The organism is Microbacterium sp. Y356, from assembly GCF_059445355.1.
Window position 1 is genome coordinate 167,825 of sequence record NZ_JCAIUE010000004.1, and the last position, 22,209, is coordinate 190,033.

Annotated in this window: 21 protein-coding genes; 6 read left to right on the forward strand and 15 right to left on the reverse strand. The window is 62.7% G+C overall.

What is annotated here, in order from left to right; all coding sequences use genetic code 11:
* Window positions 1-61: 61 nt before the first annotated feature.
* The 4 genes from AC1C2Q_RS18020 to AC1C2Q_RS18035 form a co-directional block, all read right to left on the reverse strand.
* Window positions 62-2,206, reverse strand: a complete 2,145-nt coding sequence (locus AC1C2Q_RS18020) for a 3-hydroxyacyl-CoA dehydrogenase NAD-binding domain-containing protein (protein ID WP_495451291.1) — start codon at window positions 2,204-2,206, stop codon at window positions 62-64.
* 5 nt (window positions 2,207-2,211) lie between these two features.
* The gene (locus AC1C2Q_RS18025) at window positions 2,212-3,417 is read right to left on the reverse strand and encodes a thiolase family protein (RefSeq protein ID WP_495428845.1); all 1,206 of its coding nucleotides are present in this window, start codon (window positions 3,415-3,417) and stop codon (window positions 2,212-2,214) included.
* A 72-nt stretch (window positions 3,418-3,489) separates the two neighbouring features.
* On the reverse strand, window positions 3,490-4,683 hold the full coding sequence (locus AC1C2Q_RS18030; protein WP_495428846.1) for a ribonuclease D: 1,194 nt from the start codon (window positions 4,681-4,683) through the stop codon (window positions 3,490-3,492).
* The gene (locus tag AC1C2Q_RS18035) at window positions 4,676-5,257 is read right to left on the reverse strand and encodes a DUF3000 domain-containing protein (protein ID WP_495428847.1); all 582 of its coding nucleotides are present in this window, start codon (window positions 5,255-5,257) and stop codon (window positions 4,676-4,678) included. Before AC1C2Q_RS18035 ends, AC1C2Q_RS18030 begins: the two co-directional genes overlap by 8 nt.
* Before the next feature lie 25 nt (window positions 5,258-5,282).
* Here AC1C2Q_RS18035 and AC1C2Q_RS18040 point away from each other — a divergent pair, with 25 nt between their 5' ends.
* Window positions 5,283-6,437, forward strand: coding sequence for an alpha/beta hydrolase family protein (locus AC1C2Q_RS18040; RefSeq protein WP_495451238.1), 1,155 nt, complete (start codon window positions 5,283-5,285; stop codon window positions 6,435-6,437).
* On the opposite strand, the gene AC1C2Q_RS18045 is transcribed toward AC1C2Q_RS18040, so the two are convergent.
* Window positions 6,421-6,852, reverse strand: a complete 432-nt coding sequence (locus AC1C2Q_RS18045; protein ID WP_495451239.1) for a SufE family protein — start codon at window positions 6,850-6,852, stop codon at window positions 6,421-6,423. The two genes, AC1C2Q_RS18040 and AC1C2Q_RS18045, sit on opposite strands and share 17 nt — an antisense overlap.
* Window positions 6,853-6,871: 19 nt before the next feature.
* Window positions 6,872-7,765: a sulfurtransferase gene (locus AC1C2Q_RS18050; protein WP_495451240.1), complete on the reverse strand. Its 894-nt coding sequence runs from the start codon at window positions 7,763-7,765 to the stop codon at window positions 6,872-6,874.
* A gap of 130 nt (window positions 7,766-7,895) precedes the next feature.
* Here AC1C2Q_RS18050 and zapE point away from each other — a divergent pair, with 130 nt between their 5' ends.
* From zapE to AC1C2Q_RS18070, 4 genes are all read left to right on the forward strand, one after another.
* Window positions 7,896-8,948 (forward strand): cell division protein ZapE, encoded by a 1,053-nt coding sequence (gene zapE / locus AC1C2Q_RS18055; RefSeq protein WP_495451241.1) that lies wholly within the window; start codon window positions 7,896-7,898, stop codon window positions 8,946-8,948.
* A gap of 116 nt (window positions 8,949-9,064) precedes the next feature.
* Window positions 9,065-10,303, forward strand: coding sequence for an ammonium transporter (locus AC1C2Q_RS18060; RefSeq protein WP_495428852.1), 1,239 nt, complete (start codon window positions 9,065-9,067; stop codon window positions 10,301-10,303).
* 28 nt (window positions 10,304-10,331) lie between these two features.
* Window positions 10,332-10,877, forward strand: coding sequence for a type II toxin-antitoxin system PemK/MazF family toxin (locus AC1C2Q_RS18065; protein ID WP_495451242.1), 546 nt, complete (start codon window positions 10,332-10,334; stop codon window positions 10,875-10,877).
* A 93-nt stretch (window positions 10,878-10,970) separates the two neighbouring features.
* Complete coding sequence (locus AC1C2Q_RS18070) at window positions 10,971-11,348, forward strand: SPW repeat domain-containing protein (protein WP_495451244.1); 378 nt, start codon at window positions 10,971-10,973, stop codon at window positions 11,346-11,348.
* Between the two features lie 123 nt (window positions 11,349-11,471).
* Here AC1C2Q_RS18070 and AC1C2Q_RS18075 read toward each other — a convergent pair whose 3' ends face one another.
* Both AC1C2Q_RS18075 and AC1C2Q_RS18080 read right to left on the reverse strand, forming a co-directional pair.
* Entirely contained in the window at window positions 11,472-12,629 is a 1,158-nt protein-coding gene (locus tag AC1C2Q_RS18075; protein WP_495428855.1) for an N-acetyltransferase DgcN family protein, read from the reverse strand.
* A 115-nt stretch (window positions 12,630-12,744) separates the two neighbouring features.
* Complete coding sequence (locus AC1C2Q_RS18080; protein WP_495451246.1) at window positions 12,745-13,146, reverse strand: DoxX family protein; 402 nt, start codon at window positions 13,144-13,146, stop codon at window positions 12,745-12,747.
* Between the two features lie 343 nt (window positions 13,147-13,489).
* On the opposite strand from AC1C2Q_RS18080, the gene AC1C2Q_RS18085 reads away from it, so the two are divergent.
* Window positions 13,490-16,285: an NACHT domain-containing protein gene (locus AC1C2Q_RS18085; protein WP_495451248.1), complete on the forward strand. Its 2,796-nt coding sequence runs from the start codon at window positions 13,490-13,492 to the stop codon at window positions 16,283-16,285.
* A gap of 325 nt (window positions 16,286-16,610) precedes the next feature.
* On the opposite strand, the gene AC1C2Q_RS18090 is transcribed toward AC1C2Q_RS18085, so the two are convergent.
* From AC1C2Q_RS18090 to AC1C2Q_RS18120, 7 genes are all read right to left on the reverse strand, one after another.
* Window positions 16,611-17,732: a tyrosine-type recombinase/integrase gene (locus AC1C2Q_RS18090; protein WP_495451249.1), complete on the reverse strand. Its 1,122-nt coding sequence runs from the start codon at window positions 17,730-17,732 to the stop codon at window positions 16,611-16,613.
* 2 nt (window positions 17,733-17,734) lie between these two features.
* Complete coding sequence (locus tag AC1C2Q_RS18095) at window positions 17,735-18,025, reverse strand: helix-turn-helix transcriptional regulator (protein WP_495451250.1); 291 nt, start codon at window positions 18,023-18,025, stop codon at window positions 17,735-17,737.
* A 123-nt stretch (window positions 18,026-18,148) separates the two neighbouring features.
* On the reverse strand, window positions 18,149-18,460 hold the full coding sequence (locus AC1C2Q_RS18100; protein ID WP_495451251.1) for a helix-turn-helix transcriptional regulator: 312 nt from the start codon (window positions 18,458-18,460) through the stop codon (window positions 18,149-18,151).
* Between the two features lie 86 nt (window positions 18,461-18,546).
* Entirely contained in the window at window positions 18,547-19,038 is a 492-nt protein-coding gene (locus tag AC1C2Q_RS18105; protein ID WP_495451252.1) for a hypothetical protein, read from the reverse strand.
* On the reverse strand, window positions 19,038-19,934 hold the full coding sequence (locus AC1C2Q_RS18110; protein WP_495451253.1) for a hypothetical protein: 897 nt from the start codon (window positions 19,932-19,934) through the stop codon (window positions 19,038-19,040). Before AC1C2Q_RS18110 ends, AC1C2Q_RS18105 begins: the two co-directional genes overlap by 1 nt.
* Window positions 19,931-20,761: a metallophosphoesterase gene (locus AC1C2Q_RS18115; RefSeq protein WP_495451254.1), complete on the reverse strand. Its 831-nt coding sequence runs from the start codon at window positions 20,759-20,761 to the stop codon at window positions 19,931-19,933. The genes AC1C2Q_RS18110 and AC1C2Q_RS18115 overlap by 4 nt, the downstream gene beginning before the upstream one ends.
* 709 nt (window positions 20,762-21,470) lie before the next feature.
* On the reverse strand, window positions 21,471-21,917 hold the full coding sequence (locus AC1C2Q_RS18120) for a hypothetical protein (RefSeq protein ID WP_495451255.1): 447 nt from the start codon (window positions 21,915-21,917) through the stop codon (window positions 21,471-21,473).
* Window positions 21,918-22,209: the final 292 nt, after the last annotated feature.

Genomic DNA, 22,209 nt, shown 5'->3' on the forward strand with positions numbered 1-22,209 from the left:
GGGACGCGGGAACAGCAAAGCGGGGCGGCCCGAAGGCCGCCCCGCTTTCGTTGTGAACTGCTCAGCTGTTCGCGATGCCCCGGATCGGCGGGGTGTGGAACGTGCCCTTGAAGACGCGCTCTGATGCTCCTTCACGATCGAGGTACGCCGAGGCGCCGCCATCGATGAACGGCCATCCTGCCCCGAGGATCAGGCAGAGGTCGATGTCCTCGACCTCAGGTACCACGTCCTCGTCGAGCATGAGCTTGATCTCCTGTGTGAGGCCGTCCTGCACTCGACGCAGAATCGTGTCGGCGGATGCTGGTGAGGATCCGACAGCGCCCTTGAGAGCCTTCTCAGCGGCCTTCGTCCATCCGGTTACCCGACCGCCCTTGTCCTTCTCGACGACGCGGTCAAGCTCAGCCAGGACATGGAAGTTCTCATTCGCGTAAAAGCGCTCAGGGAAGTGCCGAACCATGGTGTCCTGTACGTGCGCGGCAACCTTCCAGCCCACGAGATCGATGAGCTGGAACGGCCCCATCGGCAGCCCCAGCGGACCGAAAGCCTTCTCGACGTCGGCGATGGGTGTGCCTTCGTAGACGGCGCGTGCGGCCTCACCCATGACCTTCGCGAGGAGTCGGTTGACGACGAAGCCCGGTGCGTCGGCCGTCAGAACACCGTTCTTCCCGAGTCCACGTGCCACAACGAAGGCAGTAGACAGAGTCTGTTCGTTCGTGCCCGGTGTCTTCACAATCTCGATCAGCGGCATGACCGCGACCGGGTTGAAGAAGTGGAATCCGACAAGACGCTCGGGGTGAGCGAGCTTCGCTCCGATCTCCTCGACTGACAGCGAGGAGGTGTTGGTCGCGAGGATGGCGTCGTCAGCGATGAACTGCTCGATCTCGCCGAACACCTGCTGCTTGACGCCGATCTCCTCGAACACCGCCTCGATGACGAAGTCGCAGTCCGCGTACTCACTCTTGTCGACGGTGCCGTGGATAAGACCGCGCAGCTTGTTGGCGCTGTCGGCGTCAAGACGGCCCTTGGCCTCGAGCTTGCCGATCTCCTCGTTGATGTAGGCAACACCCTTGTCGACGCGCGCCTGGTCGATGTCGGTGATGAGAACCGGCACCTGGAGCCTGCGCACGAACAGCAGCGCGAACTGGCTGGCCATGAGGCCGGCGCCGATGATGCCGACCTTTGTGACCTTCTTCGCCAGCGCCTTGTCGGGCGCACCGACGGGACGCTTGGCGCGCTTCTGCACGAGATCGAACGCATACATGGATGCTGCGAACTGATCGCCAGTGACGAGCTCGGCCAGCGCCGCGTCTTCACGCGCGAACCCCTCGGCCTTCGTGCCACTCTTTGCCTTGTCGAGCAGGTCGAGCGCGGCATACGGCGACTTGGGGACGGTGCCGATCTTCGATTCCAGCATCCCTCGTGCCATCTTGATGGCGATGGGCCACTTGGTGAGGCGTTCGAGCTTGCCCGGCTCGTTCTTACGCTCGACCTTCTTGCCTCCGAGCACACCATCGGCCCAAGCCAGCGACTTCTCGAGGTAGGTCGATGCCGGGAAGATCGCGTCGAAGATCCCGAAGTCGAACGCCTGCTGCGGCCTTAGCACCCGGTTCTGCTTCAGCGGGTTCGAAATTACGACCTCGAGGGCATTCTCGATGCCGATAAGGTTCGGCAGCAGATACGCGCCACCCCAGCCGGGGATGAGGCCCAAGAACACCTCTGGCAGCGCGATGGCGGCCGCCGAGGCATCCACGGTGCGGTAGGTCGAGTTCAGTGCGATCTCGAGCCCACCGCCGAGCGCGAGGCCGTTGACGAATGCGAACGAGGGAACACCGAGCTCGCTGAGCGAACCGATGACCTTGTGCCCGAGCTGCGCGATGAGCAGGGACTGTTCCTTCGAACCAACCTTGGAGATGTCGGAGAGATCGGCGCCGGCGGCGAGGATGTACTGCTTGCCGGTGATGCCGACGGCCTGGATCTCGCCAGCTGCTGCGCGAGCCTTGAGCGTCGTTAGAGTCTCGCCGAGTTCAGTGAGGGTGGCAGGTCCCAGCGTGTTGGGCCTGTTGTGATCACGGCCGTTGTCGAGCGTGATCAGCGCCAGCACCTTGCCGGATGCGAGGCGGACATCGCGCACGACCGAGTGCGTGATGACCTCATCATCGGCGAGCGCGAAGATGGGGGAGAAGTCGATCGCTTCGTAGTCGGTCACGTGTGTCACTTCCGCTTCTTGCCGTCGTAGTGGGGGTTCTCCCAGATGACGGAGCCGCCCTGGCCAAGACCCACGCACATGGCGGTGAGGCCGTAGCGCACGTCAGGTCGCTCAGCGAACTGCGCCGCGAGCTGGATCATCAGACGCACCCCGGAGGCTGCGAGCGGATGCCCGAGCGCAATCGCGCCGCCCCACTGGTTGACCCGAGGATCGTCATCGGCGATGCCAAAGTGGTCGAGCAATGAGATGACCTGAATGGCGAACGCCTCGTTGAGCTCGAACAGCCCGATGTCGGCGATCGAGAGACCGGCCTTCTTCAAAGCCTTCTCTGTCGAGGGGATCGGACCGATACCCATGATCTCCGGCTGAACGCCGGCGAAGGCGAACGACACCATCTTCATCTTGGGTGCGAGTCCGAACTCCTTGACGGCGCCGCCACCGGCCAGCAGCGACATGGTCGCACCGTCAGTCAGAGGTGACGAGGTGCCAGCGGTCACGCGACCGTGTGGGCGGAACGGCGTCTTGAGAGATGCCAGATCTTCCATCGTGGTCTGCGGGCGGCGGCCCTCGTCCTCGGTGGCGAGCCCCCAGGCGCCGTCGGCGCCCTTGGTGGCCACTGTCACGAGGTCGGGCTGGATCTTGCCCGCGTCGTATGCAGCCTGCACTTTCTGCTGGCTCCGCATCCCGAAGCGGTCGGAGCGTTCCTTCGTGAGATGCGGGAAACGGTCGAAGATGCGCTCGGCGGTGACGCCCATATTCAGCGCACCGGGGTCGACCATCTTCTCCGACACGAATCGCGGGTTCGGATCGGCGTTGGCACCAATCGGGTGATGCCCCATGTGCTCGACGCCGCCGGCGAGGGCGAAGTCGTACATGCCGATTCCGATGGATGCGCCCATCGTGGTGACGCTGGTCATCGCCCCGGCGCACATGCGCTCGACGGCGAGGCCGGGCACAGTGTTGGGAAGTCCGGCGAGGATGGCCACAGAACGACCAAGGGTCAGCCCCTGGTCACCGGTTTGGGATGTTGCCGCGATCGCGACGTCATCGATGCGGTCAGCGGGAACGCTTGTGTTGCGTTCCATCAGAGCGATCGTCGCCTTCACAGCGAGATCGTCTGCGCGGGTGTTCCAGTACATGCCTTTTTCGCCGGCGCGCCCGAACGGGGTGCGCACTCCATCGACGAAGAAGACGTCCGAGATCTCGGCCACTCTGCCTCCAAGGTTGGGTATGACCTCAGCCTAGGAGGCTGGACGAGACGGCGGGCATCGGTTGGTTCGAACCTACGACTCGGAGGCGACAGCCTCATCAGGCGATTGCGCTGCTTCTACAAAGGCATCCACGATCTTCTGTGCAGTCTGCTCAATCTGCCACGGTCGAGCGCCGAGTTCCGTCAGAGTACTGGCCATGGCATCCGTCGTCAGTTCCGGGGGAGTCCAGGCCAGGCGGCGCAGTATGTCCGGCTTGAGCAGATTCTCCGTTGGCATCGCCAACTCTTCCGCCTGAGCCTCGACGGCAGGCCGCGCAAGCTTGAGCCTGGCATCAGCTTCTGGGTTACGGTCTGCCCATGCGCGAGCCGGCGGCAGCGCATCGCTGGAGACGCGCACGCGGGGGAGAATTTCAGCTTCGCGACCACGCACGATCGCCTGCCACCACAGATCCAGCTGCGAACGGCTGGCCCGGCCGGTGAATGCCTGCACACTGGCGAGTGCCTGCTTGCTCTGGGGATTCGCCAGCACGGCGCCGACCAGCGAGCGATCGGGGACGAGGCGCCCTGGAGAGGTGTCCTGCTGCTGGGCGTACTCTTCGCGTGCTTCCCACAGCGAGCGAGCGATGGCGAGGCCCCGTGCGCCCTTGACCTGGTGTAGTCCGCTGAGGCGACGCCAGGGGTCTTCGCGCGGCGGCCGCGGGGGCTGAGCCAGCGTCGCTGCGAACTCCTGTCGCGCGAACTCGGTCTTGTTCTGCTCCTCGAGCTCAGCGGCGATGGCATCGCGGACGTCGATCAGGTGAAGTACGTCGAGGGCCGCATAGTCCAGCCAGGTCTTCGGCAGTGGCCTTGTTGACCAGTCAGCGGCGGAGTGTTCCTTCTTGAGCGTGATGCCGAGGGTCTCCTCGACGACGGCCGCGAGACCGACGTGATCGTGGCCGAGCAGACGGGAAGCGAGTTCGGTGTCGAAGATGCTCGCCGGTTCCAGATCGAGCTCACGCAGAGAGGGGAGATCCTGACTGGCGGCATGGAAAACCCATTCGACGTCGCCGATGGCAGCCTGTAGTGGCGAGAAATCACCGATCGCTGGGGGATCGAACAGGAATACGCCCGCGTCACGACGGAACACCTGCACGAGGTATGCGCGTTGCGAATAGCGGAACCCGGATGCCCGTTCGACGTCGACAGCAACCGGTCCGGTTCCTGCCGCGAGCAGCTCACACGCTGCTCTGAACTCGGTCGGATCCTCGATGACGGTGTACTCAGCCACGACCTGCCTTTCGCGCGCCGAACACGGCGATGTTCTCTGACCCGGGCGGAAGCCCGGCGAGCATGCCGACGAGTTCGGCCCATGCTTCTACGTGTGGCCGGAATGGTCCTTCCGGCGTCCAAGACGAGCGTAGTTCTATCTGCGCGCCGTCGCCTTCATCGGACAATCCGCCGAATCCCTTTGACAGGGTCTTCGTTGAGGTTCCGGATGCTGCGTGATAGACGGCATCCCGAGATTCCAGAGCATCGACGAGCCATGACCAGGTCACGTCTGCCAGCAGCGGGTCGGTGCCGATCTCAGGCTCCAGCGGTGCTTGCGCGAAAGTGATAACACGCCACGCACCGCCCCATGCATTGGGCTCGTCTGGATCGTGCAGAAGCACGAAGCGTCCGGTGCCATAGATCGAATCGCCATGGTCGTCTGGGCGCACGTCAGCGGCGAGCGCGAAGGCGAAGGGTGCGAGCCCCTGCGGCGCCGGAATCTCACGCACCACGATGTCATCACGGAACACCGTGTCGCGCAGTTCTGCTGCGGCACGTTCGAAGTGCGCTCCGGCATCGGGGTGTGCGGTCACGGCAACAGGCTAGAGTCAGGAAGCGATGAAAAGTCTCAGGCACGCCGTTGCACTCTTGGTACCCGCGCTGCTCGCTCTGGGCGCCGCAGTGATGTTCCTCGTGTTTTCGATCGCCCGAAAGGTGGTCAGACCGGGTGTTCGTGTCGCTGACACCGAGATTCTGGCGGTCGACACCGGCGCGCAGACGATCGAGCTCACGCGCACGCCCGATACCGAGCTACCGGGGCGATACGGACTGTTCACTACCGGCACGATGGGCTATGTGAAGCTCGGTGCGGTGCTGAGTGCGGATTCGAAGCGGGTGCGACGAAAGCTGCTGACACACGTCGAGACGGGGGCGAAGCTCGATCGTGCCGCGTCGTTCAGCGGCTGGTACTACTCGACGCCGAGCGAGTTGCATCTGCCGTGGGAGTCCGTGCTGATCGGATCGCCCGCCGGTCCGTGCCCTGCGTGGCTGTTTCCGGCCGAGTCATCGACCTGGGTCATCCAGGTGCACGGTCGTGGTGTGACGCGCGCCGAGTGCCTGCGCGCAGTGCCGGTGTTCCACGCTATGGGGCTGCCGAATCTTGTCGTCTCGTACCGCAACGACGGCGAGGCCCCGCGCAGTCGTGGTGGGTCGTACGCACTGGGCGCGTCGGAATGGCGCGATGTGGATGCCGCGATCGGGTACGCGCTTCGCCACGGCGCCGAGCGTGTGCTGCTGATGGGCTGGTCGATGGGTGGTGCAATAGCGCTGCAGACGGCTGTATCGTCCGCGCACCGCGAGAAGATCGCTGGCCTCGTGCTTGACTCGCCCGTCGTCGAATGGCGCACCGTGCTGCGATTCCAGGCGCGAGAATCCGGCATCCGAGATCCGTTCCCCGTACTGGCGATGAACGCACTGTCGTCGCCGCTGACGGCGCGTCTCAGCGGCTCAGCGGAGGCGATCCCGTTCGACAAGCTCGACATGGTCGCGCGAGCTGATGAGCTCACTGTGCCGATTCTGGTGCTGCACAGTGACGATGACGGCTTCGTGCCGGCAGATGCCTCGCATGCTCTTGCGGAAGCTCGACCCGACCTCGTGACGATGCCACGATTCACCGTGGCACGGCACACGAAGCTCTGGAACTATGACCAGATGGGCTGGACCGCGGCGATCACCGACTGGGTCAGTGCCAACGGTTTCAGCGCTTCTGAGTGACCTGTCGCTTCACGCGCATCAACATCCCGGTCATCCCACCGATCCGTAGCGGTGACACAGCGCGGGTGAGCCCGATCGACTGCGGATAGTCGTCCGGGATCGCGAGCACCTCGTCGACGCTGAGGCCAGAGATTCCTTGCACGAGGATGCTGGCGAATCCGCGCGTTGTCGGCGCCTCGGGCGGCGCGGTCGCATGCATGGTGACGACGCCGTCTGTGACCTCGACATAGATGTAGACGGGGGACTGACACTCTGCGACCCGTTCGCCCATCTCGGGGTGGTTCGCGACCTCCTCCGAGACCGCCGGAAGCTCGTAGGAGAACTCCAGCAACAGCTGAAGACGATCGGACTCGGGGAGTTCGAGGAAGTCGTCGCGGATCTCCGCGAGGGTGTCGGGAACGTGCGTGGTGCTCATCCCAGCAATTGTCACACGCTCAGAGCGTGCCAGGCTCGGAGCCGATGACGATCGGCACCCGTACGGCGCTGCCCCACTCGGTCCAAGAACCGTCATAGTTGCGCACCTTTTCGAAGCCGAGGAGGTGCTTGAGGACGAACCAGGTGTGGCTGGAGCGCTCTCCGATACGGCAGTAGGCGACTACATCGTCGCCGTCGCTGAGGCCGGCACCGTCGCGGTAGATGGCATCCAGCTCAGCACGGGTGCGGAATCCGCCGTCCTCTGCGACAGCTTTGCCCCACGGCACGCTCTGTGCGGTGGGGATGTGGCCGGCGCGCAGCGCACCCTCGTCGGGATACGCAGGCGCGGTCGTGCGCTCACCGTTGTACTCCTCGGGGGAGCGGACATCGATCAGCGGGTTGCCGAGGTGAGCGAGCACATCATCCTTGTAGGCACGCAGCAGTGAGTCATCACGCTCGACGACGGGGTAATCCGTCGTGGTCACAGCGGGGGCGTCCGTAGTGACTTCGCGGCCCTCGGCGATCCATCGGTCACGACCACCGTCGAGTAGGCGCACGTCTTCATGGCCGAACAGCGAGAACACCCAGAGCGCGTAGGCAGCCCACCAGTTGTTCTTGTCGCCGTAGATGACGACGGTGTCGTCACGAGAGATGCCCTTGCGGCTCATCAGCCGGGCGAAGCCCTCGCCATCGACGTAGTCGCGAACCACAGGGTCGTTCAGCTCGGTGTGCCAGTCGACTTTGACTGCGCTTGGAATGTGTCCGGTTTCATACAGCAACACGTCTTCATCGGATTCGACGACGACGAGCCCAGGATCACCCAGATGGGCTGCCAGCCACTCGGTAGTGACAAGACGGCCAGGTTCGGAGTACTCGGCGAACTTTGCAGAAGAAGAATCGAACTCGATCGTCACGTGGCGCTCCTCGATGGGTATGCGAGCGAAGGCTCTGGCTGCGACGGCGTAGTGTTGAGCCGTCCCCTCGACGATAGATCGGTTTGGTCTGTTCCGGACCCGTTCTGTAAGACTTCGACACAGGAAACGCATGCCCGATAACCTCAGCCCGACCGCCGTGCACCTCACTGACCGACAGCCAGTGGTCACCGGCGCCGAGATGCTCGCGAGCATGGTGCCACCACCGCAGTTCGACTCCGCGACGTTCGAGAGCTATCGATCAGATGATGCGTACCCGTCGCAGGCGGATGCCAAGGGCCTTCTGGAGCGGTTCGCCGGTCGTGGCGCGCCGGCCAAACGGGGCGGATTCTTCAGTCGAGCAAAGAAAGAGCCAGCGCTGAAGCCCGGTGTCTACCTCGATGGCGGTTTCGGCGTGGGCAAGACCCACCTCCTCGCATCGATCTACCACGCGATGCCCGCACGGCGGAAGTACTTCGGCTCGTTCATTGAGTACACCGCGCTGGTCGGGGCACTGGGATACAAGAACACCGTCGACCTTCTGCGTGGCGCTGATCTGATCTGCATCGATGAGTTCGAGCTGGATGATCCGGGCGACACCATGGTGATGACCCGGTTGCTGGGCGAGCTGGTTCCGACCGGCACACGGTTGGCCGCGACATCGAACACCCCACCGAACGCACTCGGCGAAGGACGTTTCGCCGCACAAGACTTCCTGCGCGAGATCCACGCGATGTCGGACAGCTTCGAAACCATCCGTATCGACGGCGTCGACTTCCGCCAGCGTGCACTGGACGGTCACGCGGTCGTCTTCGAGGATGTCGAGTACCAGTCACGGATCGCATCCGCTCTGGCAGCGGGCGCAGCATCCGACGATCTGTTCGACGATGTCATCCGTCATCTCGCCAAGGTTCACCCCTCGCGATACATCCGATTGATTGATGACCTGTCGCTGGTCGGTCTTCGTGATGTGCGTGTACTGACTGACCAGTCCGAGGCGCTACGGTTCGTGGCATTCGTTGACCGGGTCTATGACGCGCAGCTTCCGATCATTGCCACCGGCGTCAGTCTGGATCAGGTTTTCTCGGAAGAGATGCTGGGCGGTGGATACCGCAAGAAGTACCTGCGCGCTATCTCCCGGCTGAACGCACTCACACATTCTGCGAAAGCACCGAGCAGCGCGTAACGCGATGGTTACACACCGGCCCCGCGTGTAACACCGAGGAAACACGCAACGCGCGTCCTGGTAATCGGAACTCGGCACACTGAAGCTCTCAATTACTTCGGATGTGAGGATTTCCTATGGATGCTCCCGGCAACATCTCGTGGGGTATTACCGCCACGGCACTTGTCTTACTGATGACGCCTGGCGTCGCTTTCTTCTACGGCGGACTCGTCAAGGCGAAGAGCGTCGTCAGCATGATGATGATGAGCTTCGGCTCCATCGGACTGGTGGCGGTGCTCTGGATCCTGTTCGGCTTCTCGATGAGCGCGGTCGACAGCCCGACGGCGTTCGCGGGCAATCCGTTCGCTGACTTCGGGCTGAGCGGTCTTGCCGAAGGGGAAGGCTCGAACGTCGCTCTTCTCGGCGTCGCGTACGGCGCGACGTTCGCGATCATCACGATCGCGCTGATCTCCGGCGCGATCGCTGACCGCGCGAAGTTCGGCAGCTGGCTGATCTTCGCCGGTATCTTCGCCACGGTCGGCTACTTCCCGATCGCCGCGTGGGTCTGGGGTGGTGGCTGGATCATGAACCTGGGCACGACGCTCTTCGGCGAAGATAGTGGCATCTCCGTCATCGACTACGCCGGTGGTACCGCCGTGCACATCAACGCCGGCGCAGCGGCGCTGGCACTCGCACTGGTGCTCGGCAAGCGCATCGGCTTCCAGAAGGGCATCCTCAAGCCGCACAACGTGCCACTGACCCTGCTCGGTGCTGCACTGCTGTGGTTCGGATGGTTCGGCTTCAACGCCGGCGCCGAATGGTTGTCGGAGGACATGGGCGGTGTCGGCCTCATCGGTCTGAACACGCTCGGCGCCACGGCAGCCGCGATCCTCGGCTGGATTCTCGTTGAGCGCATCAAGGACGGCAAGCCCACCTCGGTCGGAGCCGCATCCGGTGCCGTTGCCGGTCTCGTCGCCATCACCCCCGCGTGCGCAAACCTCACGCCTGGTTGGTCGTTGCTGCTCGGCGCTCTCGCCGGTGTCGTCTGCGCTCTCGCGGTCGAGCTGAAGTTCCGTCTCGGTTTCGATGACTCGCTCGACGTCGTCGGCATCCACCTCGTCGGTGGTCTGCTCGGCACGATCTACCTGGGCTTCTTCGCCACGGAGACCGGCCTGTTCGTCGGCGGCGACGCGAGCCAGCTTGCCGTCCAGGTGATCGCCGCACTCGGTGTGCTGATTTACTCCTTCGTCGTCGCGTTCATCATCGGCTTCGCGATCGAGAAGACCATTGGCTTCCGGATCACCAACGAAGACGAGATCGCCGGTGTCGACTCGGTCGTGCACGGCGAGGAGGGCTACGCGCTCATCGACGCGTGAGAGCAGCCTGTCTCGATAGGGTGACGGGGTGAGTTCTTCCCAGAGCATCCTCTCCAAAATCGCGCAGATCGTCATCAATGCATTGACCAGCAGGACGTCCCGGTCTCCCCAGAAGGAGTCGGGACGTCCTGCTGCGTCCGAGGACGCAGGCGCATCGGCTGGCACGCTGACGATCCAGATCGATCCGGATCGCATCGGTAGCCTCACGGTCTCGTATGCGCCAGACCGCGACGGCGCACCGGATGCCGGCGAGGTGATCTGGACCTGGGTGCCCTACGAGGAGAACGACGGGCGGGGGAAAGATCGCCCCGTACTCGTCATCGGGCGGCAGTCGTCCGACCGCGCCTACGCCGTGCGTATGACCAGTAAGGCGCATGAGCGCGACCGGGACTACCTGTCGATCGGGTCCGGCTCATGGGACGCGCAAGGACGCGAGTCCTGGGTGGATGTGGACCAGCTGTACAGCGTGCACGTCGACGGAATGCGTCGCGAAGCTGCAGTGCTGGACCGCGCGCGCTTCGCGCAAGTGGCTGTGGCGCTGAAGCAGCGCTACGGCTGGAAGAGCACCGCGTAGAAACCCCGGCTCTCGGCATCCAATCCGTCAGACGCGTCGCACCGAACAACCGGTGCGGCCCGAATGACGTGGCCCAGAGCACCTGGAGGAATCATGCGCTTCATCCCTACTAAAGTCCACGGAGTCCTCGACTACCTGGTCGGCATCGCACTCATCGTCGCCCCCTGGCTGTTCGGCTTCTCCAGTGTCGGCGGCGCCGCCGTCGTGATTCCGATCGTCCTCGGCATTGGACTGATCGTCTACAGCCTGTTCACCAAGTACGAGTGGGGTCCCTTCGGGCTTATCCCGATGCCTGTTCACCTGGTGTTCGATATCGTCGCGAGCCTATTCCTCGCGCTGTCGCCATGGCTCTTTGGCTTCGCCGATGAGGCGCTGAACGTGTGGCTGCCGCACGTCGTGGTCGGCTTGACCGTCATCATCGTGGTGCTGTTCTCGAAGACGCAGCCGGCGAATTCCGGGAATCGCGCCTAAGAACGAAACGGCCACGCGCATCCTCCTCGTTATCGAGGAGTGATGCGCGTAGCCGTGTTGTGGCGCCGGTGTGAGACGTCAGGGTCTCTCGCGTCAGTGTCTGTCGCGTCAGAGTTTCTCGCGTCAGTGGGCGCCGGAAGCGAGTGTCGGGGTCAGCTCAGGGAACGCGCGAAGCACCATGTCGACCAGTGCGTCCAGCGGGCGGGTCAACGGATCTGTCGCTGGCACACCGAGCTCCAGTTCGATCTCGTCGATCGCTTCGCCGATCTGCGCGTCGGTGAGATTCTCGTGGTTCACGGTGACACCGATCACGCTGGTGTCCGCAAACGCCTCGATCAGAGCGACCTCACTCGCGACGGTCGGCATCGGCATCATCGGGAAATCCCCGAGCACACGTCGTGCAGGGGCGTGCTGCACGATGACGCCAGCCGGGCGGCTGCCGCGGAGGATGTGAGCGGAAGTCAGATACGCCGGATGGCTCAGCGCGCCCTGGCCCTCGACGATGATGATGTCCGGGTTCTCGCCCTCGAACGCGGCGACCACCTGGTTCTCGACTTCTCCAGAGCAGAACTGGGGGACAAGCGCGTCGAGAGCGACACCGTATCGGCCGCCCTGGATGATCGTGGTCTGTCCGGTACCGACCATGACGGCACGGATGCCGTGATCGTTGAGGGCCTGAACCAGGAGCGTCGCTGTCGTACGCTTGCCGATCGCGCCGTCTGTGCCGAGGATCGCGATCCGCGGGCAGGTCACGTCGAAGATGCGGCCGGAGAAGAGATGCAGGTCCTTCTTATCGCGGGGACGACGCACGTCGGTGATGGTGACTCCGGCGAGCAGGCTCGCGGCTGCGAACTCCGCGTCGTCGTTGAGGAACTCGTGAAGGCCGTTGATGATGTGCATGCCTCGCGCGATGCCGTCGAGCAGCACGATGCGCTGGGCCGCCGAGAGCAAGCCATCCGCCGGGGCAACGCCGCAGATTAAGTAGTCGGGCACGACGCCCGCGTGCGCGATGGCGAGAGCGAGGTTACCCAATACGGGGATGCCGTTGGGTGCGTTGTCAAGAAAAGCGCCGGCATCCATACCCTCATGGCGACTGTCGATGACGCTGAGGATTTCGTACTTCTCAGAGTGGCGCACGAGTCCGTTGGCGGTCTTGCCGTCTTGCTCGCCGAACTGGCCTTCGCAGTAGACAACGGCCGTTGTGCCTACCGGCAGGGGAATGGGCTCGGCCCAAATCTGCGCTGAGGGGTCGATGGAACGGGGAAGGGACGGGGTAGACATGGGTCTCCTCAAGCTCTCACAGAGGAGGCGACGGAGAACGAAATGGCCAAAGAGCACCCGTTGGTCGACAAGAAGTCTTCCCTGGTGCCGACAAGATGCCGGCGCGGTCACCGTATCAGCGGCGGCTGGGAGTACGTCGGTGATGCGTGCTCCATAGGGCCCAGGCGATCAGGACCGGTTGCATGAATAACCGAACGAACCGTTTCCTGTCTGTGTCCAGACCAGGCGTCGATCGCTGTGTTCGCCACTGGTGCACGTTGCCGGGAAAGACGGCGACAAAGAGTGCAGCTGTTGCCCAGCCGACGCGTCGATGCTCTCTCGGTAAGGCCACGAGCCCGATAGCGAGGGCAACTTCGGCGGCACCGGAGGCGATCACGATGGCATCCTCGTCGAGCCCTGTCGCCCGCGTTGCCCAATCCGGAATGAGAGGGCGGAATCCTCTCGACTGTACGAAGTGGGCGACGCCCATGATTCCAAGACCGAGGGCCAGTGCCCAGCGCGCGATTTCACGGATCATCCGTTCACGGTACAGCGCCAGCGAATATCTGGAAGTGGTGGGCGATGCGGGACTTGAACCCACGACCTCTTCCGTGTGAACGGACAAGTACTTTCGCGGAACTGCGCGCCACAACCGGGCTTCTGTCACCGACTATGCGCTCATTGGATGTCCCACGATATCACCGGCGAACAGAGGTCTTGGGCATATCGTGGGCAGTGATTGATGCGCGTTTACTGTTGTACTCGGCCTCGGCCTCGGCCTCGGCCTCGGCGTCAGCGCGGTTCGGTACTTTGAATGGGATGGCAGCATCTGCTGCGCAGCCGATCCTCATGCTCGAATAGGACCATGGACGGAGCCGAATATGACTAAGGACTATCCGCTCGAGGAACTTAGCCCACGCGCGTTCGAGCAAATGGCTGTCGCCCTTTGCCTGGAGTTGTTCGGGCCCGGTCTCGAGGCCTTTGGCTCGGGGCCGGACGGCGGCCGCGAGGCCACCTTCCACGGACGGTTTCGATGGTCGAACGAACCCGAAGATTCGAACCTGTGGGATGGCTATACCGTAATCCAAGCCAAACAACGAGAACATCATTCTTCCGACCCTGCGAATAATCTCGCTTGGCTGATCAAGCAGATCGATGCAGAAGTTGATGCGTGGCTGGACACGTCAAGTAAGCGAACACCGTTTCCCGAGTATCTCCTGTTCGTCACCAACGCGCGCATTTCCAGCGTCCCAGGCGCCGGCATCGACTACCTGAAAAAGTACCTCGCGAGATTGATGGACAAACCCGCGCCGGGCGCTCCCAAAGTCACCCTCCGTAAGCGCGGACTTCGCGAGATACGGGTGTGGCATCGCAACCAGGTCAACGGCCTCTTGACTACGCACGGATCGGTCCGCAACGCGTTCAAAGCGCTCCTCACGGTCGGTGACTTGCTCGAGCGGCTCAACCAGATGTCCGACACGTTGAAGCCAGACGAACTCCACCCAGTCCTCCACGCTCACGCGAGAGCCGCGCTCTCCGCAGAGCGATGGGTCAACTTCCAGGAAGCTGGTGGAAGCGATCGCGAGTCAGTCGAACAAATCGTTATCGACCTGAAGACCAGCGACGAGGATGGCAACGAATCGACCATTCTCGCGGAGATCTTTAAACGATCCGATGCAGTACTGAAGCCATCCATGGCCGATCGAGAGCACCGCCCACACGTGGTACTCACGGGTCGAGCAGGAAGCGGCAAAAGCACGATCACGAAGTTCATCACCCAGGTGTTTCGAGCGCAATTCTCCGCGGACGAGTTAATGTCTCCCACGCCACTGGAAGTTCGCGAGGCGACCACGGCAGCTCTCCATGGGCTACCTTCGGATGGGCCAATGGGGCGGCGCTGGCCGGTCCTCGTGCGACTCACCGATTTCGCGGCCGCGATAGGCCCGAGCGGCGACCTCACCTTGTTGCGATTCCTTGCTGACACGATCTCCCGCCGGGCTGAAATCGACATCAAACCGAACGTGCTCAAAAAGTGGTTCATCTTTTGGCCCTCGATCGTCATCCTGGACGGGCTGGATGAAGTCACCGCACTCGAGGTTCGCCCCCGCGTGCTAGATGCGATCACAGATTTTGTCGAGGAACTCGAAAGCAACAACGCCGACCTTCTCTGCATCGTGACCACCCGGCCGACTAGTGACGCGGAGCGCCTCATGCCGGAACGATTCCGTCAACTCAATCTCACCTCACTCGACCTTGAAACCGCCGAGCGCTATGGGCGCATCGTGACAAGTCGACGCCTGTCCGACGACCCCGATCGGCGAGACGCGCTCCTCGCGTCCCTGGAACGCCAACTGGCGCAAAGCACCATGCAGCGACTCATGAAGACCCCGCTCCAAGTGTTGATCATGACGATCATCCTGGAGCGAGTCGGCACTCTGCCCGCTGATCGCTACCAGCTCTACTCGCAGTACTTCAACACCATGTACACGCGCGAATCAGGAAAGCCCACCACCCTAGCCCCGTTGCTCGCGACCCAAAACCAGGCCATCATCTACTTGCACGAGACCGTGGGCCGAGTCCTCCATATGAAAGCGGAGACCTCGGAAGGGGCGAAGTCCGTCATGCCTCGTCTTCAATTACGCGAGCTACTGGACGCCCGTCTAGCCGAACTTGAACACGACGCTGACCATCTCCGAACCCGAATCGGCGATCGCATCATGCAGGCTGCGACCGAACGGCTCGTTCTCCTGGTCCCGGCTGAGGATGACGGGTTCGCTTTCGAGATCCGAAGTTTGCAAGAACTCATGGCCGCCCGGTCTCTGGTTAAAACGAGTGACGATTCCCTGCGCAGACGCCTCATTGCCCTCGCTCCCAGTCCGCACTGGAGAGCAACATGGGTATTCATGGCCGGGTACGTGTTCTCAAATGGGACTGATGAGCAACGAGAGATGGTCGTTCAGACCGTCGAAAACTTCGACACCGGTGAAACATGGCCGGGCTGGTTGAGTCCCATCGGCCCGGAGCTCGCCGCAGCCCTCCTCGACGATGGGCTCGCGGCCCAAACTCCTAAATGGCTCCGACGACTGGTTTACGTCGCCCTGCGTGCACTAACAGGGCCTGCCCCGCGCAACATGGGCGCGTTCGCCGATGGTCTCGCCGCAGCCGCCAGCGCAGATCCCACAACGAGCAGCCTTATCCGCAACACGCTGAAGCAGGCGCTTTCAGGGAACCCCCGGGCAAGCTCCATCGCCCGATTACTGCTCGCGATGACAAAGTTGGACTCCGGAATCAACCAGTCGGCGATGCAGGAGGCCACGGAACCGATCCTGTCGAGGTCCACAGAACTGTTCGATTGCGTCGGCACGGTCCTTGAAGCACACGTCTCGGCGCTACCCGACCCAGACGCCGCAATGATGACGCTTCGACCGCTGCTCGATGCCCTGGAGGTTCATCATGTCCCTCAATTCGGCAGCGGAGAAATCGGCAGCCTGACCGTCCAAAGCGACACATTCACAGACACTTCGACTGCCCGGCTGATCGACGAACCACAGACAGCCGCTCTCCTCGAAATACTCATCGCTTGTCTACCGCCGGAGTCATGGCGCGTTGCCCATGCTGTGTCGATTGTGTACGAGCGAGGCGCCGGACGCCGCCCCGTGTCGAACGAGCTCGATTGATCGCCGCCGTGCGCTCAAGATCAATAGGTGCACCCGGAGGCGTTCGTCCCCAGCTGAGACTTCGTTCTCCCGAGCACATACCTGGTTTGTCGGGGTCGCATGGGAGATATGGTCGCCCATCTACATCTTGTCCCACGCGCAAGGACCGGGCGCTCTCGCCTGTCCGGCATCTGCGGACGATCTCGAGTTCGGTCCGCCTCGACCGCGACTGAGTGCGATGCGATACCCCGTGCTGCAGGCTAAGGAGCCGAGAGCACGCAGACGTTCGCGCGTACATAGCGCCGCGAGAAGGCGGTTTGGCGGCTAATTTTAGTGTGCTCGCGCCCTACTCGCCCTCCGGCGTCTGTCGCTGCGCCGCTGCATGAAGTCTTTCTGCGACATCGTCCAAGTCGGAGTCAAAGAGGTCTGCATAGGTGTCGAGCGTCATTGAGGCGCTCTCATGCCCCAGCATGCGCTGGATGGCTTTGACATTCGCGCCGGCCTGGACGGCGAGAGATGCGGCCGTATGGCGAAGGTCTTGGGGAGTGATCGCAGGGAAGGGGTGAAGGCCCTTCTCGCGCCGCTTTGCGTTGATTTCCTTGATGGTGGCGTACAAGTAGCGGTTACGCCACGTGTTGAGCCTGAGTGGTCCGCCGGCGGGGGCGGTGAGGATGAGGACGTCGGGCCCGAGCCCGAGCGTCGCGTTCCTGAGTGGGGCGTCGAGGAACTCGGGGTACGCGACGGTGCGGTTCTTGCCATTCTTGGTGTTGCCCCAGACAAGTTCGCCTTGGACCTCGGCTACTGCGCGTGTGATATTTAGACGCTTGCGCGTGAGGTTGAGTGATGCTGTGGTGAGGGCAGCGGCTTCTCCGAACCGAATCCCGGTGTAGGCCAGGACTTGGATGAGGAGGCGGAACCGTGGCCCGATCGCGTCGACGAGTTCGGCAACCTCGGCATGCGTAAGATAGGCGCGCGGTTGGTTGTTCTGCTTGACCTGAGAAAGCGTTGGCGTGGGGTTGGTGTGCAGGTGTCGCTTGGCGACGGCGATGTCCAGGGCGCCTTTCAGGATGCGGTGGGATTTCGCGACTGTGTCCCGTCCGGCGCCGTGGGCACGCATGGCTTCGACCCATTCGTCGATCATGTCCGCGTTGATGTTGCCGATTCGCTTACCCTCCCAGTAGGGCGTAACCCAGTTCGCGGCTTGGCTTTCGCGCGCGACGAGGGTGTTGCGGGCGCGGGTTCCGTGACGGTTGATGAACTCGGTGATGAAATCATCAATTGGGGTCCGAGAACGTGCCGGGTCGATGAACGTGCCCATGTGGCGGTCGATGATGTGCTGGGACCTCCAGAGTTCCGCTTGCTTCCGGGTATGAAACCCGCGTCTGTCGGTTGGACGGCCGTTGTCTTGTATGTAGCGGACCCGGTAGCGTTTCCCGGCCTTGGTTTCGTACGAATTGATTGTTGCCATGATTAACGCTTCCTTCCGAATGTGTTCTTTGCCTTAGTGGGTCTGGTTGTGACGGTGCGAGAAGTGCTCGTTTCGTCGCTGGAGACGTGGGCGTTGAGCCATGCGTCGATGTCGGCGAGTCGATAGCGGATATATCGCCCGTGTTTGATATACGCGGGGCCCCAATACCTCGCTCGCTTAGCTACAAGCGCGGTCTTGGTGATGCCCAGGTAGTCAGCGGTCTGTTCTTGGGTAAGTAAGGCGGGGATGGACGTGGGCAGTGGCTGGCGTGTGACACGCGGTTCGTGGTTCATGAGTCCTCTATGCGCGGTCGTCGGAACTTCGTGAACCGCATGTTGTTACCGTCGGTCGGCTATTAGGTCGCGCCTAAGTCGAGTCGTGCGGTGCGCCCAACGGACATGTGTCGTGATGGACGGCTACCGTCGCTTTGCGGGAGGCTTGTTTGCGGGGAATCGCGGGGCGTGAGGTCGCGCAGCCACAACGTCGGTATCAGTTGGGTCGGGCGTTTCGCGGTTCTCGTCGAGCCAGCGGATGATGTCGTCGTGATGGAAGCCGAGTTTTCGTTTACCCACTCGCACGGCCAGCGGTCCTTCGCCACGCTGTCGCATTTGAAGGAGGGCGTCCTTAGATATCTGGAGCCAGTCGGCAACCTGCTCAACCGTGTACATCCGAGGCAGACTGTCGGAGTGGGTGGGAATGGGATTCTCAACTGGCATACGAGGGTCCATTGGAGCGCGGCATCAACACGGTGAGGTGTTTGAAAGTCCTGGAGAATTTCACAATGACAAGGGCGTGGTAGACGTTTCGAGTCACATCACTCGCCTTTGGGACGAGGCGGGCTCGTCCCGAGGAGCACGTCAATGAACTTGGTGAACGCGTGGGGTTGTTCGAGAGCAAGCGCGGCGCGTAGCGACTCGGCGAGCATGTCGGGAGTCGTGTCCGTGTCATCGGTATCGTCGAGGCGGAGGATGATCAGGACGTGACTTGTGGTGCGGATGGTTCCGACGTAGGGCAGGTCGGGCCGGTCGTAGTCTGCGGGCTTGTCTTTCCACCAGCGGATCTCGCCGTGCCCGGTGAGGGTGTCGAAGTAGAACGCTTCAACACCGGGCAATGGCGTGCCATCTTTGTTGAGAGCCGCGTCCTTCGGATATCTGATGATGGTGGGTACCGTGTCGTGGTCGACAAGTTCGACGCAGTAGATGGTCCCGGACTGGGTGACGACGAGATATCTGCCGGGGGTGGACTGCTCGGTCAGGGGGCCGTTCTGATGGGGCTGTCCGTCGGGTGCGCTCAATTCGCGTGTCATTATTCTCTCCCTGTTCGGGGGCGGTATTCGCGGAGGATGCGGGCAATGTTCTCGATGTGCACGTCCTTGGCTTCACACCATTCGGCCATGAGGTCCGCGACCTCTGTGGTGTCGATGCTCTCCGAGTGACTGCGGGCGTATGCCGCGAGCATGTCGATGTCGTCGGTGCCCAGGCCGAGCTCGGTGTTGAGGCGTGATTGCACGGGCTGCCAGGCACGGTAGTTGGCGTCGCTTCCCCAGATGGAGCGGCGGTGCGCTTGCGCCGCGTGTACGCGGTCGCGTCGCCGGCGACGGCGGAGCTCGTGCTGGCCGTGCCGGGTGCGGGTCAGTTCGACCCACTCGTCCATCTCGGCGACGTCGTAGATGGTGATCCCGATGTGTGGTTTGCGGACCCAGTGGAAGTGGGTGAGGACGCGGTCTTCCCGGCGGCGGAGTTCTTCGAGCGTCGTTTCTCTGAGTACGTTGTCGTCGACCCACAGCAATGGTCTGCCATCGAATTGCCGGGCGAGGCGGTGTGCCTTCCACGACGGGGACGACTCGGTAAACCGGCCCGGTCCCTGCACGGCGACGGGCAACTCCGGCAACCCGAGGACCTGTGCAAAGTAGGTATGTACATACTGCTGCCAGGTCGTGGCCCACACGACGTCGATCCCACGATCCAGCAGACTCTGTACCCAGGCTGCACCGATACCGGAAAACCAGTGCTCCTCGGTCCACTCGCCGTGCTCGTCCCAGTCGGGCTCCCGGTGCAGGTACGTCGAGTACTGCGTCTTGCGCATCGTGATCATCGCGCCGAAGACCGCGGGGGCTATTGTCGCGCCGAGGCCCGGGGGATTCACGCGTAGGACGCCGTCGACGTCGATGGCGACGACGGGTCGGAATCGGGAGTCGGTCACAGGTGCACCGCCACGTCTGTCACGGACAGGTCATCCAGGCGCAGGAGTACGAGGTTCCCGTCCTGGTCGTCGATGCCCAGCGCCTCCACCCGTGGGAGTCCTTCGCGTTCGATGGTGGCGGTGTCGCGGACGTGGTAACGGCCGAACACATGGAGCAGGGGAGTGGTCCCGGTGACGACCTTGCCGATGAGTGCCGGGCTGGCGTCCGAGTAGCTGCGAGCGGCCGGCCACCAGTCGGTGGGGCTATCCACAATCGCCGTCACACGAGGGGACGTCAGCTGCCCGGCGTCATGGGTGAGCAGTACCTCGGTGATGCCACCGGTGACCGCCGCTTCAACGTCATCGAGGGAGGGGAGCTCGGCGGGCCACCAGGATTGGCCCAGGACCCGGTAGTTGGCATCGATGCTGGCGGCACCGCCGAAGCTGACGAATGACCGGTTCCCAATGGTAAAACGGAACCCGCGGGGGAGCACCCACACGGACTCACTGACCCGGACCGCATGACCCGGGGACGCCGCGAACAGTGCCTCGAGGTCGTCCCAGTCCTCGTGATTCCCGGGCGTGACCAGGACACGTTCAATCCCTGGCGTTGTCGGCTGTTCCCAGGTTTTTGCTACCCAATACTCGACGGTCGTCAGCAGGTCGGCGCTGCCGCCTGGCCAGAATCCGATGTCCCCGGCGTGCAGCAGGGTAGGGGCGCCTGTGCGGGCGGCGGCGGGGATTGCGCGGCCGATCCACGAGCGGTTGGCGTGCCAGTCGCCGGCTACGACGACCTCGTTCTCGGGAAGGTCGAATGTTGCCGCTGTCTCCTGTGCGGTCATCGTCATCTGTGCTCCTGTCAGTCCGATCTCAGGCGCCATAAGGACGCACGGGACGACACGCTATGCGAACTGTCCGGCCGAATTTGGGCGAATCTACTGACCTGACGGACCGACTGCGCTGGCGCACCGCGCATGGAAGGGGGTATGAGCAATGAAGACCAAAACACACCCGTCCCTGGCGACCAGATTGATGAGTCGGCCGGGCCCCGAGAGGTTGCATGGACCCGCCGTGCTGATGATGTCGACCGGTTAGTTCGGGCGCTGGGGCGTATGCCTCGCGCCGGCGACGAGGGTGTGGACAGCACGCTGCTGCGCTGGATACGACGACAGCAATGGGCCAAGCGTCAAGACGTCCAGCACCCGCCCGAAGACCACCGGCCACGCCTCAGCGCACTGCGTGAGAATCGCCTCAATAGAATCCCGGGTTGGATCTGGGACCCGCGCATCGATAGCTGGTGCGCGAACTTCGACAAACTCGAACAGTTCCTCGTACTGTACGGGCGTCCCCCGAGCGCTTCCAGGAAGGGGGCGAACAAGGAAGAGCGCGAGCTCGCGTATTGGATCGCGAATGAACGGCGGAAACCAAATTCCCGGTTCACCCAGGGCCAAGTTGAGCGAATCATGAGCCTTCTTGGTCGGGACCTCAGACACGGCCCGGGGAAGACGTGCGAGCCGTTCCAAGAAGCACGCGGCGACTTCATGAGTGTGTGTGGAATCACCACCAGCTGTAGTTGACGCCTGCTTCCAGTTCTTCACGTGTAAAGACGCCCACGGACGCGCTGTATCCCTGCTGCATGAGTTCGATCTCGTAAAGGTCGTCGGCCTGTACCGACAATTGTTTTATTGCCGCGGGAACAAGGCAGTAGATTTCTTCGCCCACGTTTCCGACAACGCCTTTGTCCGCGAATGACCCTGTCGCCAGGACTTTGCCGTCCGAGTTGGAAATCGTCAAGCGACTGTCGCTGGGCATCACTCCGCCGGAGTATCCCGTCGCCGTACAGGTGTCACCAGTTTCGGCTTCCGGTTCGGTCTGCATTCCCGGGATCGACATGGTCGCATCGAACGCGTCCGCGGAACAGCCCGCGAGAGCAAACAATGCCACTCCCGCGAGCACCCCGATCATCCGACGCCGTGCTGAAGATTTTTCCCACATGCGCTCCACCGTAGTTCCACATTGGTCGCGATGTTTTGCTATCGCTGCTGGCGTCATGTTGTCGAACCCGACGCGGACGAGCCACCGATCTCTGGACTAGCGTGGCCAGGACCCTTCTAGGTCACGTCACAGAATCCCGTGTTCGGGGCGCACATCTATCGCTGGGACTCGGTCGTTGTCGAGATTGAGGGGCATCGCACAGCGAAGTCAGGCGCACTGCGTGTGTAATCGCCGCCACTGCCAGCTGATCCGGCGCACGCAGTTCCGAAACGCGAGCAATATGTCGATCTCATTGAAAATG